Genomic DNA, 16,065 nt, shown 5'->3' with positions numbered 1-16,065 from the left:
TGACATCGTTTTTTTTATCGAGTAAATAAGCACAGGTTAGGCCGGAAATTCCCGAGCCAATAATCGCTATCCTTTTCATAATTATCCCATTTTAGTCGCAATTCGGTTCCAAAGTGATGAAGGTAAAAAGCGTAAACATTTCATCATAAATATAAACAGGGTGGGGAAGCTGATGTCAGCTTTCCCTTTCTCTATGCCATCGATAATTTTATGTGCAGCCTCTTGTGTTGAGACGATCATCGGCATAGGGAATGTGTTTTTGTCGGTGAGTGGGGTTTTGACAAAACCAGGATGAACAACTGTAACATTGATATCGTGTTGGGCCAGGTGCGCAGACAACGTTTTGCCTAAGTAAGTCACGGCTGCTTTTGAGGATCCATAAGCTTCCGCTCTCGGCAATGGCAAAAGGCCAGCACTTGAACTCACGAGCACCAGTCGGCCTCCTGACTGAAGTGATTTGAGCCACGTTTGAAGCCCATATCCAATAGAAATGAGGTTGATATTGATGATCCGTTCGAATTTTTTCGCATCAAAGTTGAGAGGGTCATCAATATATTCGCAGTCACCAGCATTAAAAATAAGCAGATCTAATGCTCCCCATACGCCCTGGTCACTTGGGTAGTTATCATAATCGGTTAAATCGAAGCAAAGCGGCTGTATGTTGGGGTGTTGTTGATTGAGCACATTAAGCTTTTCTTGGCTTCTGCCACAGGCGATCACGTCATGTCCTGCCTGAGCGTAGTTCAGTGCGAGCTCTTTACCTATTCCTGAAGTCGCCCCCGTGATTAATATACGCATTATTTTCCCGCCCTATGTTTTAACTTTTTCACCACCGGACCCAACAGGGGTACATGTTCATAAATCATCGCACCAACGTCTAAGTAGTCTCGGTGAAAAGTCACCACATCGTTGTCTGATTTTAAGTGAGAGTGTCCCTGGACTGATATAGGTTCTTGTTTATTTAAGCTTTTGTGGCGAAATGTCATGGTCCAATATACAGCGGCTTCAGATTCAGACTCAAAGGCATGCTTGATGTGAAATTCACAACTGATGATATTGGTGTAGCTTCGATCGAAACTGGCTATCAGGTCTTGCACACCTTCAACTTTGTGGAGAGGGTCAATAAAAACCACGTTCGGGTGATAGATACTCGCAAGGGTTGAAAGGTTGTCGGTTCCTAACTCACGGTATACATCGATGAATTTTTGTAACCATAATGAGCGCTGCATACTGTCTGCCTTACTGTAGTTTACCGCCAGACATTGAAGAATTTAGCCTGTCAGCAAATGATGTTGTTTGAAAAAATCGAGTGCCCTTTGTCTCGCATCTTTGTGGTCAACAATTGGAGAGCAATATGTATCTCGAATGCCATTAACTTCCAAATATTGATGAGGGAAATGAATGTCTTTGTTGGGAATATTGTTCAATTCTGGTAGATACTTACGAATAAAATCGCCATTTGGATCAAACTTTTTACTCTGCGTGATGGGATTAAAAATTCTAAAGTAGGGTTGAGCATCGCAGCCTGTGCTCGCAGCCCACTGCCAGCCGCCGTTATTAGCGCTGAGGTCACCATCAATTAATTTAGACATGAAATATTTTTCGCCCTGTCTCCAATCGATCAACAAGTGTTTGGTTAAAAAACTGGCCACGACCATTCTTAAACGATTGTGCATCCAGCCAGTGGTGTTTAACTGTTTCATCGCCGCATCCACCAAAGGGTAGCCTGTTCTGCCTTCACACCAGGCTAAAAAGAGCGAGTGGTTGAGTTGCCACACCATGCCCTTGTATTTGTCCTGGAAGCTTTCGCCTTTTGCTAGGTTGGGAAAGTGAAACAACAGATGTTTATAAAAATCACGCCAAATCAGTTCATTGAGCCAACTGAAAGCGGGTAAGTTGGTATCGTGAACAATATCCGGTTGATGTTGAATCAGTTGAATGGCGAGCCATCGTGGGCTAATGGCCCCAATTGCGAGATAAGGAGACAGGCCTGAGGTCCCTTTTATTCCGGGGTAGTCGCGGTTCTGTTGGTAATCGTTCAGCTTAGTCTCGAAAAATCGTGGTATCACAGACTGCATTACTGCATCACTCAGGGGCCAGCGGGATGAGTCTACCTTAGGGTAATCAAGAACAATGACACGACTTGTTTGGGTTGATGCTAATTCAGGATCCAACTGGTGAGTCGATGACTGAGGTATCTCATTGAAACCAATGCCTGTGAGTTGCACGCGCTTGAGCCATGCGTTCTTAAACGGGGTAAACACTTTGAACATGGTCTCTTGCTTATTGAGTACCGTGCCTACAGGTAAAATGGTATCGCAATGGAAGATTTTTAATTCAATATGTGGGTGTTTGAAACTTTGGTCTCGTTCAAGTTCATTGATCTCTGGCTCACTATTTGCGCACACAGCATCAATACCCTGTTCTTCACAATATGAAGTGAGAACGTCAATTTGCGAACGGTAATCGGTAGAGGGTAGGTGTATAAGCTGTATCCCTAGCTTTGCTAAAGGCTCGGCTAGGGCGCAGAGATGTCTTTCAATAAAGTCAGCTTGTATCGGGGCTAAGTTATGCTGTTCCCATTGCAATGGAGTGGAGATATAAACAGCGGTTTTGGCCCCTAGTTTTATGGCTTCGCAAAGAGCAGGGTTATCATGAATACGTAGGTCTCTTCGGATCCAAAGTAATGCGCTCAATATCCATACCTCAAGCGGAGTTCTTTAGGGTGTGGATCCAAATACACTTGACTTGCCAGATACTCATTCGGGTACTCGAGCAAATAGTGTTTTATCAAGGTGACCGGCACCAGTAACGGTGTTAAGCCCTGGCGATAAGCTTCGATTTCATCACTGAGTTCTTTGCGTTTTTCTTTGTTCAGTTGTTTCTTAAAGTACCCTTGTAAGTGCTGTAACGTGTTGGCGTGGCTCTTGCGGGTGGCTTTAATGGTCAACGCTTCCATCAGCATGGCAATGTATTGGTCTGCGACCGTTTCGATAGGATCTTGCGGATCAGCCAGAAGGCGCCCGAGTGCTTTATAGCTTTCAATGTTGTGACTCATCAGTAAATATTTGTGATTACTGTGGAATGTGATGAGTTTGTGGAGCGATATTTTGCTTTCTTTCAGATCTAACCATTTTTGATAGGTGAAAATGCGCGTAATAAAGTTTTCGCGAATCACAGGATCGTTCAACCGCCCGTTCTCTTCACAAGGCAATAATGGGTTATTTTCCATTATTTGCTTAGAAAACAGACCGACGCCTGTCATCTCTGAGCCTTTACCATCTTCTTGATAAACTTTGACTCTTTCCATGCCACAGCTTGGACTTTTGGCACAAAAGATAAACCCAGACAAATCCTGGGATTGCTTAGCGTGTGCGATACCAAATTCAGTTAACGCTTCGGTGACATCACTTGTACCGTCAGGTCTTGAAACGGTAATGACGTCGCCTTTGGAAATTTGTCTTATCGTAGGACGAGGGATGGGCAACCCGACGGCGACTTCAGGGCAAACGGGCTTAAAATCTGCGAATTCACTGAGTTCTTCCATGCAGAAGTAAGAGCGTTTGTGGCTTTTGTCGTAACGAACTTCTTGTCCTGTTACGCAAGCACTAATGCCTATTTGTAATTTTTTCATCATACTGTCCTTGAAAAGCGCCTTTGATAAAAGTGTGGCGCTTACTAGTAAATGAGCTTCCCTAATGGGTTAAAGAGTTGACTTACCCCTTGGGTGAAATGTAACGAATCACTCGATACAGTTAAGCACACGCAGCCATCTTGTGTAGTGGGTGTGTGAGTGTTTTTTGCATCTAACCAGATGAAGTCCCCCGCATGGTAGGTGTCCATTTCATCTTTAAAGCTACCTTGGAGTAACAGGGTTATTTCAAAGCCTCTGTGCGTATGAGAAGGAACATGTCCACCTTTATCGATATGTAATAGGCTTGTTCTTCGTTTTTCATCATCAAGGTTTAATCGAGCCCTGGATATCTTGCCAAGTCCTTGCCATTCATTCAAAGAAAGAGAGCGAATGGCGTTCGGTAATGAGACTCGTGTCCCAGACACCTCTATTTCAGTCACTGTTATTGGCATTGACATCGGTTGAGCTTGCGGAGTATCGGTGATGCTTTGAATTAAATCGATCGCTGACGTTTGTTGCTCAGGAAGATACTCATCCTCAAATCGACTGTTTTCAAACTGGGCACCTTTTCGCAGATCAACTTGTGTCTGTTCACCTTCTAGCCATGGGTCGCTCACGCCAAAAGCACACATGGCGGCGTTTTCGGTAAGTTTTGCGACTTTTTCTTGGCATTCATGGCACATTTCAACATGGCTAGAAACGATAACAGCAACAGAAGCCACCATTTTCCCCGATACAAACTCTTCTAACAGAGCGTCACTTGGGTGGTATTTAATCATAATGTTGATCTCCCATCTTCTGTCTGATTTTTTCTAGCGCAAGTCGCAAACGTGACTTTATGGTACCAATGGGTACTCCTAACTGCTGCGCTAATTGTTCTTGTGATAATTCTTGAAAGTAAACCGCTTTGAGTACGACTCTCTGAGCATCAGGTAATTCATCAACGAGTCTTTGAATGCGTTTGTCCATTAAGTGGTCAGCAAAAGGCGGTGATTCAACCTCTCTCTCACTAGACTCTTGCTCCAACGGCCAGATATCATCGCCCAAGTTTTGAGCCGCGTTGTTTTTATTTTTTCTGAGCTGGTCAAAGGAAGCATTTCTCATGACGGTGTAAACCCAAGTTGTGGCAGCGCCTTTGGATTTATCGTATAGGTGTGCTTTTTTCCAAACATTGGTCATGGTGTCTTGTACGAGTTCGTTGGCTTGTTGTTCATCTCTATATTGCTTTATTCCAAAACGTTTTATTTTTGGCGCAAAGAATTCGAATAACTGAGTAAAAGCCTCTTTATCTTGGTTTTGAGCGACCGAAGCTAGGTGCAATGACAAATCTTCGTGGGCTGCTGAACTAGGCTTAGTAATTGGGTTTCCTCCCTGTTTATGTTCGGAACTCCCTTCAATACGATGCATTAGAAATCACCCTTACTTAATTATTTAAAACACATTACGTTAGGATGAAGTGATAGGATCACTTTTCTTTTGATTTTTTTCACACATTGAACTTAGGAGTTCTTTTAGTTGTGCGAAGCTAATATCTTGAATAAACATTTCTTTCTCTTCCAAAGAGAGAGGAATGATTTCAAGCAAACGAGCACACACCCATTTAGAGTAGCGTAAGTAACGGGTTTGATATAGGGCAGAGAACTCATTGTGGGTGTCAAAGACACTTTTCAATGTGTCCGATAGCCCAACAACATCGTCATCCTCAATCGATGTTGTGTCTTGATCTGATGACCAGTGCGCTAGTGGTTCAGATTCGGCGATCACAAGGCCATCTCTCTGTGTATCGATATTGACGAACTTCACCATACTTTCCGCCAAAACATCGATGGTTAAGACCCCATCTTCTCCCATGTCAAAGTTGACGATTTTCACATGGGTTCCCCATTCAGCGACTGAAAATGGATTGTCTTTTTTAAAAAAGCCGATAATAAAACCATCATTCTGAGTGGCTTGGGACACCATTTTTAAATATTTGGGTTCGAAAATTCTTAGCCGTTGCATCCCGCCACTGAGAAGAAAAATAGGAAGTGGAAAAACCGGTAGCCAACGTGTGCTTGTGTTATCTAATTTTGTGCCTTGTTGGGCTAAACATGAATCGCTCATGACGTTTCTCCGCCTCCGTATCAGTCATTTTTACTTATGCTGATACTACGTCGCTGAGGTGGTGATCGATCATATTTGTTTCTAGATATTACCTATTTACCGCCACTCGAATGGTGCGAACCTTTAGGCTGCTGGATGAATCTTTCCGTGCAATAACGTTCAATACTCTTGCCGGTTTATGGTTTATTTTCTCAGTCAAAGGAGAGTAATCATGAACAGTGTATTTTTTGCCATGGTGGTGTTTGCATTCGTCGGCTCTGTGACCCCAGGTCCCGTCAACTTACTGGCAACGAGCACCGCCATAAATCGGGGTGTAGAAGATGCGCTCAAACATGTTGCGGGGGCTTCCATTGCCTATGCGTTTGTTGTTTTTGTGTCTGGTAGTGTGATGCAATCAATTGTGATTCTATTGCCTCAACTCGAAGTAATGATGAAGCTATCTGGCAGCGTATTTTTAGTCTATTTGGCGGTAAAGATTTATACAGCACCAACAGACAATATGAAGATTGAATCCCCTAGTTTGATGATCTGGTGGTCGGGCGCGTTGACCCAAATTCTAAACCCTAAGGCGTGGTTGGTTGCGATGTCAGGCGTGAGTTTGTATGTGATTGGTCAAGACAATGCGCAACTTTCTTTGTTTTTGTTTACCAGTGTTTCCTTGTTTGCCTGTTTTATTGGCGTGGGTATTTGGGCGGTTATTGGACGAGTTCTAGCCAAAAAACTTGAAAATCCCACCAAACAACGTCAGTTTAATAGGGTAATGGCCGTCTTGCTGGCCGTTTCCGTCGCTATGATTTGGTTATAGTGTTTTGCCGTTAGAGCTAAACTTGAGAGATCAGACCGTTTAGATAAATAGTCTAGATAAATATAGTTGATATGGATTGATCATGAAAATAGACAACAGCGCTCACTTTAAGCAAAGTACCACGCTGCCATGGATTGAACTGCGCATCGCTGATAGAAGTACAGCCTGTTATCAAGCACATTCACATGACGAATTCTCATTTGGCCTGATACAACAGGGCCATGCCACCTATCAAAATCGAGGTCACACGCATCAAATCGGTAGTGGAGACATTGTTACGATAAACCCTGCAGATGTTCATTCGTGTAACCCTGAAGCGGGAACGTGGTCATACTGCATGCTGTTTGTTGATGCCTTTAAAATGGGTGAGTTTCAACAAGATATTCTAGGTAACGACAATAACGCCTATCTTAATGACTATGTGCCGTTTTTGCATGATCTAGAACGCAGTGAGTATGCACAGAACAAGTTTCAAAGGCTATTTAGCGCGTTACATTCAGAATCAAGCCCATTGACTATTCAAACTTATTTGTATGATTTTCTAGCGTCGAGTTTAAGTAAAATCCCCATTCAATCTAAGCGAGAGCCACTGACCCCAAGCCTTGGTCGGGTTCGCGAAAAGCTGCTTGATGAAGTGAAGCATAGTATCCAATTAGAGGAACTCGCTAAAGAAGTAGGGTTGAGCCGCTATCAGTTATTGCGAGCATTTAAAGGCCAGTATGGTCTACCGCCACATGCTTATTTAATGGATGAAAAAATTAAGCGTTCAAAACGTATGCTTAAATCGGGTCTTAATATTTCTGAAGTGGCGTATCAGCTAGGGTTTTCCGATCAGGCCCACTTCCAGCGTCATTTTAAAAAGAAGCTGGCGGTAACGCCTAAGTTCTATCAGTCTCACTTTATCAATGAGCCCGCATCTTAAGAGAATGTTAAGAGCATGTTAAGAGGTAAGGTGGCTGTGGGCTTGACCTCCTATTTCAAGATCAAACCCATGACAAGCATGCTTTTAATTATCGATATGCAGTCGTCGTATGGTTAAATTTCTTTCATGGCAGAAACGACAGAAGGGTCATTGATCAAGTTAAACAACAGGCTTTTTGCAGAGGATCTTTGGGCGTCGGATAAGACCTTTTTCGGATTTTCTCTCGATTGTGTCAGGATGTTCTTAACGAACTTACTGTTGGTGCCTGAAAGCTCATAGACAAATCTCAGCGTGTCGAGTAATTCATCTTGTGCCAAGCTGTAAACAGCCATTTCACAACTGAGTTTATCCATAGATAGGAAGTTGTTCACCACTAACTTACGCTCAGCTTTAAATTTCTCACTGGCTTCATATGAATCAATTAAAGCCTGAACTCTATCAGCGATAGCGATAGGCACTTCCATGGTTTTCGTTTTTGTTGTCATTACTGATTCTCTTGATCTAGCTTGAATTTAATCACGAATCCAGTTTACGCGGTCGTTCATGTTTTGGCATCTAGTTTGGTACAAATATAGAGAATAGTTAGGCATAGTGTGATTTTAATTATGCAAATGCGAACGGTAGATGATAGCTGAGTGTGTTAAACATCCATTTTGGGCGTAACAATAAAAACGCCGCAAACGGTTTAGTCTGCGGCGTTTTAACGTTTATGTTGTGTTACTTGATAAGTGGAAGAATATCAAATTTACGGTTTGGCTGCTCCATTGCACCTTGAAGTGCCTGTACGTTTTTCGCTTCTCCAGAGAACCCTGCCATGCCTGTCTCAAGCAGTTGACCTAGCGTCGTTTGCTGCAGTAACACTTGAGAGAAATCCGCTTTATGAATGAAGAAGGTTGTATCGGCACTCTGCTGCTTGTCTGTTTGCACTGTCGTCATGTTACCATTTGATACCTCAGTGTAGAAAAACTCGTTGGTATCTGGGTGAACGGTCGTCAACGTGAAGTCTAGGCCTGCTTCGATGGCTTTCACCGAATTTAGTCGCACAGCAAACATATCAAAGATTTTAGCCGTAGGAGAGTTTGCGATGATGTCGGCTGACATCTGATTCACGCCATCTTTTACTTCATTAGTTCGCAGTTCCACCGCACCTTGCAGGTAGCTATTACGCCATGCCATGGTTTCTGATTGGTAACCTTGTTGTTCAAAGCTATCTGCTAGTGCATTGCGGAAGGTTTCATTCGTTGGGTCACATTGAACCAAGTCATTAAACAGTTGTGAAGATTGTTGGTAACGGCCTGCTTCAAAGTGAACCATACCAGCACTGTATAGTGTTTCCGCCCCAGCTGCTTCCACGTACGTACATGATTTATCGATGGTGGTCAGTGGGTTTGTATTGACTGGGTTCATGTCGTGGTAACCAAGATACAGGTTAACAACGGCACGTGCATTGTGGCTGTATGAACCGTGGTAACCGTTGGTGTGCCAAGTATTGAATTGAACTTCTGGAATGATCTTCTCGATTTCACGACCTACATCGTTAATGGTTACGCCATTGTTGGCTAAACGCATCGACTGGTTGTGAATGAAGCCATAGTTGTCACGTTGAAGCGTGATGTATTCATTGATCGCTTTATTGTCCCAAACAGGAGCCGAGTGAGATGACGTCAATGCTTCGATACGATCGCCGTATGCAAGTTTAATTTCAGTCAGGTACTTAGTCCAAGCTAGAGAGTCACGTACTTTTGCACCGCGGAATGTGTAGATGTTGTGCATGCCGTGGTAAGTCAGTTCGCCAGTAAATAGCGTGTTGTACTCTTCTACCCAGGTTAGGATTTCAACTGGTGCTTCTGCGCCTGGTACGTTAGTGAATTCGAACGTTAAACCATCGATTTTATGTTGCTCAACTTTATCCGTGATTTCAACGTTAGGCGTGATCAGCGTTAAGCCGCCTTTCGTTCCTTTGGTCAGACCAATCGCCATGTCCACTTGGCCACGAGCATTTAGACCAAGAGTTGTACCATATTGATAATCTGTACGGCGCGACATTGCATTACCTGCCACCATATTCTCATCAGCAAGCGCAGAAACAAAACCCTCAGGTGCGATGATTTTGACATCATCAGCAAAGTCAGCTTCTAGGCCTCGAACGCCTCCAAAGTGATCACCGTGTGGGTGAGAGTAAATAACGGCATGAATAGTATGAGGAGCTGGAAGATGCAGTTTTGCAAATTCCCATGCATCTTTAGTCGTCTCGTCGAGTAGGCCAGGATCATTTAATACGTAGCCTGTTTCTGTACGAAAAACGGTAATGTTTGAAACGTCACTACCACGGATTTGGTAGACACCCTCTACGACTTCGTACAACCCCTGAGCTTGGTAGTTCATTAACCCTTGGCGGAAAATAGAAGGGTTAACGGTATCTGGGTATTGCTCTGGGTTGACGTTTTGCATGAAATCAATAAATGGAATACGGGCTAATCCTGCATCGTGATCGCCAAAAGAAGCGATAAGACCTCGTTTTTGCTCTTCAAACGCGGTGCGATCTTCAAATGGAAGACGGTTAGCCAATGCACGGTTCGCTTCAACAGTATGTTCTGTGGCTGCTTTACCTTTATAGCGCGCCATTTCTAGCGCGTCGAAGTGTTCGTGATCGTGTGATTGTGCAGAGACATTTAAAGATAACGTACTTAGGATAGCAATAGCTAGAGTCGTATTTCGCATTTTTGTTTCTCTTATGACAAGTAATCAACAGTGGGGTTTAAGGCGTAAAGAAAAGTGCGACTCTGGCCTCAAACGTTATCTGTAGATTACGCCCAGCAATGATAAGAACCAATAAACACAACTTTAGATAAAACATGAATAAATCGTATGTGTTAACATTTATATAGATGAATATATATTAATTAATGAGGCAGTATGGAACAGCGATTTGATTTCAACTTATTGAGGATCTTTCTAGAGGTGTACCAACAACGTTCAATCACATTGGCCGCTGATTCACTCGGCTTGACCCAACCGGGCGTGAGCTATGCATTAAAACGACTGCAAAAGACATTGGGTGTTGAACTGTTTGTTCGTGAGGGAAGGGGAATATCTCCAACGCTTAGTGCAATACAACTGGCTAATCAAATTTCACCCGCTTATAGCACGGTCACAAATGCCATCAATAATGTGTCTGGGTTCGACAAGCAAACACCTCGGTCGTTTTTGGTTCATGTGAATGAGTCAATGATGAACTTGTTGCTGCCATTAACGCTAAACGATGACGATATGGGGAATTGTGATATTCAATTCCAACTCACCCCAAACAGTGAAGATGAATTGTTGCAGCAGTTGAACTTACAGCAAGCGGATCTCGCCATCGATATTGGTCAATTACCGAGCCAATCTTATAACAGCCAGTTTTTGTATCAAGAAGAAGCGGCGCTGATTTGTCGTGAAGATCATCCTCGCATTCAAGATTCGATTACCAAGCAACAGTTTTATCAAGAGAAACATATTACGTCTAAATTGCGCCGTGAAGACTTAACGGTGTTGGAATACATTTCAGACGAAGTGATGTCGGAGCGAAAAGTGAGCTGTGAATGCAGCTCATTAGTCTCGTTGATGGGCCTTATCTCGGAAAGTGATTGTATCGGTATAACGTCAACCAGTCTTGCGGCTAAATACGCGAATAAGTTGGGGCTCAAGAGCTTAACACCACCAATAAAAAGTAAACCTGTAGTACACAATATGTTTTGGCATAAGAGAAATGAACACCATCCAGCGCATATATGGCTTCGCAGTAAGTTAACGTCGCTCGTAATGGATCCACAGTAGCTTCGGTTCATCAGTGTGCACTTCTAAATCATCCTTAAACCAAGTACGTTTCAAGCGCCAGATAAAAATAGATTAGAGTTCTAATTAAAATGATGTTCGATAATAGAATTTATGTAGATCCCTGTCACGTAATTGGACTGTTAAACACCATTTATTTGATTTATATCTCTCAATCAGGATGATGGTTACTGAAATGATCATTTAGAGTTCAAAGGAGTTGTAACTGCGTATGATCGCATCAGCATTATGGGCGGCGTATCCCGAAATAAAGAAAAACACGAGCAAGAAATGGTCGTTTTCTGAACCTTCAGTAGAAGATGGCAGTGATGTTTCTCACCTGATTGCTGCTTGTCCACCTCTTGACGTTAACTCATCTTATTGTCACTTTCTTCAATCTATGCATTTTAGCCAAACATGTGTTCTCGCGCGGTACAATGATGATATCGCTGGGTTTGTGTCGGCGTATAGAAAACCCGATGAGCCCAATACATTATTTGTTTGGCAAGTGGCGGTTGCGCCAAGATTTCGAGGTAAAGGGCTGGCATCGAGCATGCTAGATGAATTGCTAAGTCGAGATCATCTTAGCAGCATTAATTCGGTTGAAACGACGATCACTGAGAAAAATGATGCTTCGTGGGCCGTGTTTCAAAAGCTGGATAAAAGCAATGGAGAGCGTGGAGAAGTCAGCACGTTCCTTGAAAAAAAGACACATTTTAAGGGAAAGCAGGATACTGAGTATCTGTACCAAATTCCGCTAATTGAACTGCAACCTAAAGGCAGATAGCCGGAGACTTATTACAGTAGAGACCCTAAGAACGCACATCAAAGAAAAGAACACTCTTATTTGATTGGAGACAGATAGAGGGTGTGACGGAATTGGCCAGTGAACATGGCGTATTTTCAGTTAATTGGGTGGTTTACTCATTAACTAAAAATACGCATTTGGATGTCTTTACCGATCGTTTCAGTGCCGTACCGATCGTTCTATGTACCGCAAAACGTTCGATAAGGGCCAAAACCACTCGGTGCAGGGAGCTCAAATTCCTCACAATCGGGCTGTACTTCAAAAGGATTCATTAGCACTGACAGTAATCGTTCAAAAGGCTGAAAGTCGTTTTGTTGCTCAGCCGCCGATAATGCTTCCTCTACCTTGTGGTTTCTAGGAATATAAACGGGATTGTGAGCGTTCATCAAAGAGACTCTTTCTCCTTCAGCTATTGCCTCTCTTTCTATTCTCGCAAGCCATTTTGTTTTCCATTCTCCCCATCGTTCTACGTCAGAAAAGAGTGTGAGTGTGCTGCTGTCATTCGATAGGAGGGCAGATGATAATGATCGGAAAAACAGAGTAAAGTCGATGTGTTGTTCATGAAGCATGGTCAGCGTGTCTTGCACAAGTGTAAGATCGCCATCTTCTTGATTGGTAAGGCCTAACTTGGTGCGCATGCCATCTAGCCATAATTGGTTATACAAACTCATGAACTCATGCAGCGTATTAGTGGCTATTTCTACCGCTTCCTCTTCACTTTCTGCAAGCAGCGGTAAAAGCGTTTCTGCAAATCGAGCTAAATTCCATTGCGCTATTTGAGGCTGATTGCTGTATGCGTATCGACCATTTGCATCAATGGAACTAAATAATGTATTTGGATCGTAGTGGTCCATAAAGGCACACGGCCCATAATCAATCGTTTCCCCTGATACGGTGGTGTTGTCTGTGTTCATCACCCCATGAATGAAGCCAACGAGCTGCCACTTGGACACTAAGATAGCTTGTCGCGCACAGACAGATTTGAGTAGTTCAAGATAACGTGAATCGGAATTTTTCACTTCTGGGTAATGACGCTCAATCGTATAGTCAGCCAATCGTTTTACGTCGTTGGGATCACCTTGAGCGGCAAAGTACTGAAAAGTCCCCACTCGAATATGGCTAGCGGCGACGCGGGTTAGCGTTGCACCATCTACCATGTGATCACGCCAAATTTGTTCGCCAGTGGTCACCGCTGCGAGTGCGCGTGTTGTTGGAATGTGAAGCGCATGCATCGCTTCCGCGGCTAAGTATTCACGGATCACAGGGCCGATGGCTGCTTTACCATCGCCTGATCGCGAGTAAGGGGTTCGCCCTGAGCCTTTGAGTTGAATGTCTTTTCGTTGCCCTTTGACGTCAATAACTTCTCCGAGCAGCAATGCGCGTCCATCCCCAAGCTGCGGGTTGTAATGGCCGAACTGATGACCAGCATACGCTTGAGCTATTGGGTCTGATCCTTCTAAACGCTGTTGACCAGAGAAAACTTGTGCTAATTGTTCATCGTCAGCTTGAGTTACATCGATATTGAGTGACTTTGCCAGCGCGTAGTTGAACGCGACAAGCTTGGGAGAGGGAGCGTGTTCAGCACCTTGTTGATGATAAAAGCCTTCCAGATCTCGCACATAGCTGTTATCGAATTGGGCATGAATTGTCTTTTTTTCTGAGGTTCTTGCAGTCATTATCGCTTCCTTGATGTGTGATTATCTCAGATGAGCTTTCGTCAATTTAGTGTACCTTACACGTTTTATTGCGATAATCGCATTAAAAAGTACCCGTAAAATTTGTGATGATTTTATGATGATGGAAGCATCCTGAGGGGATTTGATAACTGATCTCGACCATTAAACTAAGTATTTAGTAGAATAAAAAGGTGGGCTAAGGACTCGATGTAACAAATTTTGGATTGGAAAGCAGCAGGAGCCTCAAGAGCGATCTACTGCTTAGAAGAATCAGAGTAAAGTAGTCAGAGGGGGTAGTTTTTCTCTGTAAACGTTATTTGATAACGTCCAATACCCTCATAATCAACCGTTGCTGGCGTGCCGAAACCTACTTCAACAATGCCACAATACGAGCCAGAAATGATGGCTTCTCCCACTTTGAAATGCATACCTCGACGTGATTCTAGGTACATGACTTTCATTTTTTTCGCAACATTGGAATCTTGAGTCCTTCTTCGGCTGACGCGATCAAAACCCTGAGCCTTCTCAATCGAATTTCTTCTTTTTTCGCGCTCATTACCCACCAAATGGAATCTCTTTTATAGGACGGTGCCAAACGAGTGAAGACTGACCAAGCTGATTGGTTTGCCTTTATTCGCTCTTTATAGTCTTGTAAAAGGGCCACGTTTCTTTGTCGAGAAGAATATCCTTGAGTGTCGGCTCTGTTATTAAATGCGTGTAGACCTTCTGGCCGCATCTTGCCAAGTGACTTAAGTGCATCGACTTTTTGTACGTTTATAGCGCTCCATACACTATTAAACTTTCGCGGTGTAAACCGGATCTTATAGCTATGTTGGTCCACCGTTTTACGAATACCATCTATCCAACCGAAACAAAGTGCGGCGTCGACAGACTCTGACCAACTGATACTTTGTCGGCCAGTGTTCTTTTTGAAGTACCCCACCCCAAATTTCAGTGGTTTGTCGATAATGACCGCTTAGCCAGTCCTGGAACTCTTCTTCGGTTTTAAAAAAGATGACGTTGTCCATATTTTCCTTGATCAAGCCTATTTCGTTCATTGATGTTTATGGCAGTACCAACCATCGATATGAGGTGGTTGGTACAGATTAGAAGGTTAATTATTAAGAACAAGCGTCTTGTTGTTTTAACCAATTTAAGATTGCGGTGGTTGTTTCTTGCGGTTTTTCTTGTTGAATCCAGTGTCCACAATTTAGGCTTACTACTTCGGCATGAGGAACGAAATCAGTCAAATATTTAAACTGTGGAATAACATCTTGGTCGCCATGAATCATTAGTGTTGGCTGATGAATTATAGGGTGTGCATTTGCTAATAAGCGCCAGTTACGGTCGAGGTTCCTATACCAATTTATGCTCCCTGTAAACCCTGTTAATTCAAACGCAGAGATAAAAACATTAAGTTCGCTGTCGTTCATAATTGGCTCACCGTGTGGTTGTTCGCTTTGAGCTATATTGACCATTACCATGCCCTGATTCGGTTCAGCAATCGGTAGGTTTTTGCGATAAAGGTTGCGAAGAAACTGAGCCGTGTTTATATCCAAAATGGCGTCTGCCACTCCAGGCTGTCTATTAAAGTGGACAAAATAGTTGTCTTGTCCAAATATTTGTTCCATGAACTCGATCCACGGGACTTCTCCGCGTGGTTGATACGGTAAACTCAGATTAATCACCTTGCTCACTCTATTTGGGTGCAATAGTGTTAAACCCCAGACGACCATTGCTCCCCAGTCATGTCCTACAAAAGTGGCATCTTCGTATCCATAATGGTCGAGGAGTGCAACGAGATCACCCGACAAATGCTCAATATCATAATCAGTCACTTCTATCGGGCGAGATGATTTCCCATACCCCCTCTGGTTTGGAACGATAACATGGTAGCCTGCTTGCGCTAGTGAGGGTATCTGATAACGCCAAGAAAAGGCATGTTCTGGCCACCCATGACAAAGTACAATCGGATTTCCAACATTTTGCAAACCCGCTTCGAAGACTTCGAGCTGTACACCATTGACTGGAATAAGAGTGGATTTGGGGAAATCGGTTGGATCAAACATTTTATTTATCCTTCATCTATTGGGAATGTTTAGGTTGCCATCCCTTCCTTTTTGGATGGCAATTTTGCCAGCTTTACGGATGTACTTTACAGCGTCGTAATCTTCTTGCTGGCGCGTTGGATTAAGTATATAAGTTAATGGTGCCATATATTGACACCATTAACTGGAGCCCATTTATAAATGAATGTTCGTCAACGACAAGACGCAATCGTGCGCAGCCTTCGCCGTAATG

Annotated in this window: 19 protein-coding genes; 4 read left to right on the top strand and 15 right to left on the bottom strand. The window is 43.3% G+C overall.

The window, feature by feature from the left end; all coding sequences use genetic code 11:
• From ACP45E_RS09370 to ACP45E_RS09335, 8 genes are all read right to left on the bottom strand, one after another.
• Positions 1–79 (bottom strand): NAD(P)-binding protein (locus ACP45E_RS09370; protein WP_141707273.1); only part of this gene is annotated, 79 nt, incomplete at its 3' end.
• A 2-nt stretch (positions 80–81) separates the two neighbouring features.
• A complete protein-coding gene (locus ACP45E_RS09365; RefSeq protein WP_017034847.1) occupies positions 82–798 on the bottom strand; it encodes an SDR family NAD(P)-dependent oxidoreductase in 717 nt (238 codons plus the stop codon).
• Positions 798–1,229 carry a nuclear transport factor 2 family protein gene (locus ACP45E_RS09360; protein ID WP_017034846.1) on the bottom strand — a complete coding sequence of 144 codons (432 nt, stop codon included), beginning with the start codon at positions 1,227–1,229 and terminating at the stop codon, positions 798–800. The genes ACP45E_RS09365 and ACP45E_RS09360 overlap by 1 nt, the downstream gene beginning before the upstream one ends.
• Before the next feature lie 42 nt (positions 1,230–1,271).
• Entirely contained in the window at positions 1,272–2,696 is a 1,425-nt protein-coding gene (gene phrB, locus ACP45E_RS09355) for a deoxyribodipyrimidine photo-lyase (RefSeq protein ID WP_017037537.1), read from the bottom strand.
• Positions 2,693–3,637 (bottom strand): YbgA family protein, encoded by a 945-nt coding sequence (locus ACP45E_RS09350; RefSeq protein WP_026026552.1) that lies wholly within the window; start codon positions 3,635–3,637, stop codon positions 2,693–2,695. The genes phrB and ACP45E_RS09350 overlap by 4 nt, the downstream gene beginning before the upstream one ends.
• A gap of 41 nt (positions 3,638–3,678) precedes the next feature.
• Positions 3,679–4,413 carry a ChrR family anti-sigma-E factor gene (locus ACP45E_RS09345; RefSeq protein WP_017034843.1) on the bottom strand — a complete coding sequence of 245 codons (735 nt, stop codon included), beginning with the start codon at positions 4,411–4,413 and terminating at the stop codon, positions 3,679–3,681.
• Positions 4,406–5,041 (bottom strand): sigma-70 family RNA polymerase sigma factor, encoded by a 636-nt coding sequence (locus ACP45E_RS09340; RefSeq protein WP_017034842.1) that lies wholly within the window; start codon positions 5,039–5,041, stop codon positions 4,406–4,408. The genes ACP45E_RS09345 and ACP45E_RS09340 overlap by 8 nt, the downstream gene beginning before the upstream one ends.
• Positions 5,042–5,080: 39 nt before the next feature.
• The gene (locus ACP45E_RS09335; protein ID WP_017037539.1) at positions 5,081–5,737 is read right to left on the bottom strand and encodes an LON peptidase substrate-binding domain-containing protein; all 657 of its coding nucleotides are present in this window, start codon (positions 5,735–5,737) and stop codon (positions 5,081–5,083) included.
• A gap of 211 nt (positions 5,738–5,948) precedes the next feature.
• On the opposite strand from ACP45E_RS09335, the gene ACP45E_RS09330 reads away from it, so the two are divergent.
• Positions 5,949–6,542 (top strand): LysE family translocator, encoded by a 594-nt coding sequence (locus tag ACP45E_RS09330; protein ID WP_017034840.1) that lies wholly within the window; start codon positions 5,949–5,951, stop codon positions 6,540–6,542.
• A gap of 82 nt (positions 6,543–6,624) precedes the next feature.
• The gene (locus ACP45E_RS09325; RefSeq protein ID WP_017034839.1) at positions 6,625–7,464 is read left to right on the top strand and encodes an AraC family transcriptional regulator; all 840 of its coding nucleotides are present in this window, start codon (positions 6,625–6,627) and stop codon (positions 7,462–7,464) included.
• A gap of 113 nt (positions 7,465–7,577) precedes the next feature.
• Here the strand turns inward: ACP45E_RS09325 and ACP45E_RS09320 are convergent, their stop codons facing one another.
• Together ACP45E_RS09320 and ACP45E_RS09315 are read right to left on the bottom strand one after the other, a co-directional pair.
• Positions 7,578–7,949 carry a hypothetical protein gene (locus tag ACP45E_RS09320; protein WP_017034838.1) on the bottom strand — a complete coding sequence of 124 codons (372 nt, stop codon included), beginning with the start codon at positions 7,947–7,949 and terminating at the stop codon, positions 7,578–7,580.
• A 232-nt stretch (positions 7,950–8,181) separates the two neighbouring features.
• Positions 8,182–10,185 carry an alkyl/aryl-sulfatase gene (locus tag ACP45E_RS09315; protein WP_017034837.1) on the bottom strand — a complete coding sequence of 668 codons (2,004 nt, stop codon included), beginning with the start codon at positions 10,183–10,185 and terminating at the stop codon, positions 8,182–8,184.
• 195 nt (positions 10,186–10,380) lie between these two features.
• On the opposite strand from ACP45E_RS09315, the gene ACP45E_RS09310 reads away from it, so the two are divergent.
• Both ACP45E_RS09310 and ectA read left to right on the top strand, forming a co-directional pair.
• Positions 10,381–11,283: a LysR family transcriptional regulator gene (locus ACP45E_RS09310; protein WP_017034836.1), complete on the top strand. Its 903-nt coding sequence runs from the start codon at positions 10,381–10,383 to the stop codon at positions 11,281–11,283.
• Positions 11,284–11,512: 229 nt separating this feature from the next.
• Positions 11,513–12,067 carry a diaminobutyrate acetyltransferase gene (gene ectA, locus ACP45E_RS09305; RefSeq protein ID WP_017037540.1) on the top strand — a complete coding sequence of 185 codons (555 nt, stop codon included), beginning with the start codon at positions 11,513–11,515 and terminating at the stop codon, positions 12,065–12,067.
• Positions 12,068–12,267: 200 nt separating this feature from the next.
• Here ectA and ACP45E_RS09300 read toward each other — a convergent pair whose 3' ends face one another.
• From ACP45E_RS09300 to ACP45E_RS09280, 5 genes are all read right to left on the bottom strand, one after another.
• Complete coding sequence (locus ACP45E_RS09300) at positions 12,268–13,764, bottom strand: protein adenylyltransferase SelO (RefSeq protein WP_017034834.1); 1,497 nt, start codon at positions 13,762–13,764, stop codon at positions 12,268–12,270.
• Positions 13,765–14,048: 284 nt separating this feature from the next.
• Complete coding sequence (locus tag ACP45E_RS09295; protein WP_198927705.1) at positions 14,049–14,327, bottom strand: hypothetical protein; 279 nt, start codon at positions 14,325–14,327, stop codon at positions 14,049–14,051.
• Complete coding sequence (locus ACP45E_RS09290; RefSeq protein ID WP_241824292.1) at positions 14,222–14,500, bottom strand: YdeI/OmpD-associated family protein; 279 nt, start codon at positions 14,498–14,500, stop codon at positions 14,222–14,224. Before ACP45E_RS09290 ends, ACP45E_RS09295 begins: the two co-directional genes overlap by 106 nt.
• Before the next feature lie 109 nt (positions 14,501–14,609).
• Positions 14,610–14,792 (bottom strand): hypothetical protein, encoded by a 183-nt coding sequence (locus ACP45E_RS09285; RefSeq protein WP_241824293.1) that lies wholly within the window; start codon positions 14,790–14,792, stop codon positions 14,610–14,612.
• Positions 14,793–14,885: 93 nt separating this feature from the next.
• Positions 14,886–15,833 carry an alpha/beta fold hydrolase gene (locus tag ACP45E_RS09280; RefSeq protein ID WP_017034831.1) on the bottom strand — a complete coding sequence of 316 codons (948 nt, stop codon included), beginning with the start codon at positions 15,831–15,833 and terminating at the stop codon, positions 14,886–14,888.
• Positions 15,834–16,065: the final 232 nt, after the last annotated feature.

This window comes from Vibrio genomosp. F10 str. 9ZD137, assembly GCF_049974785.1.
GTDB lineage: Bacteria > Pseudomonadota > Gammaproteobacteria > Enterobacterales > Vibrionaceae > Vibrio.
This window is presented reverse-complemented; position numbering and strand designations above follow the sequence as displayed.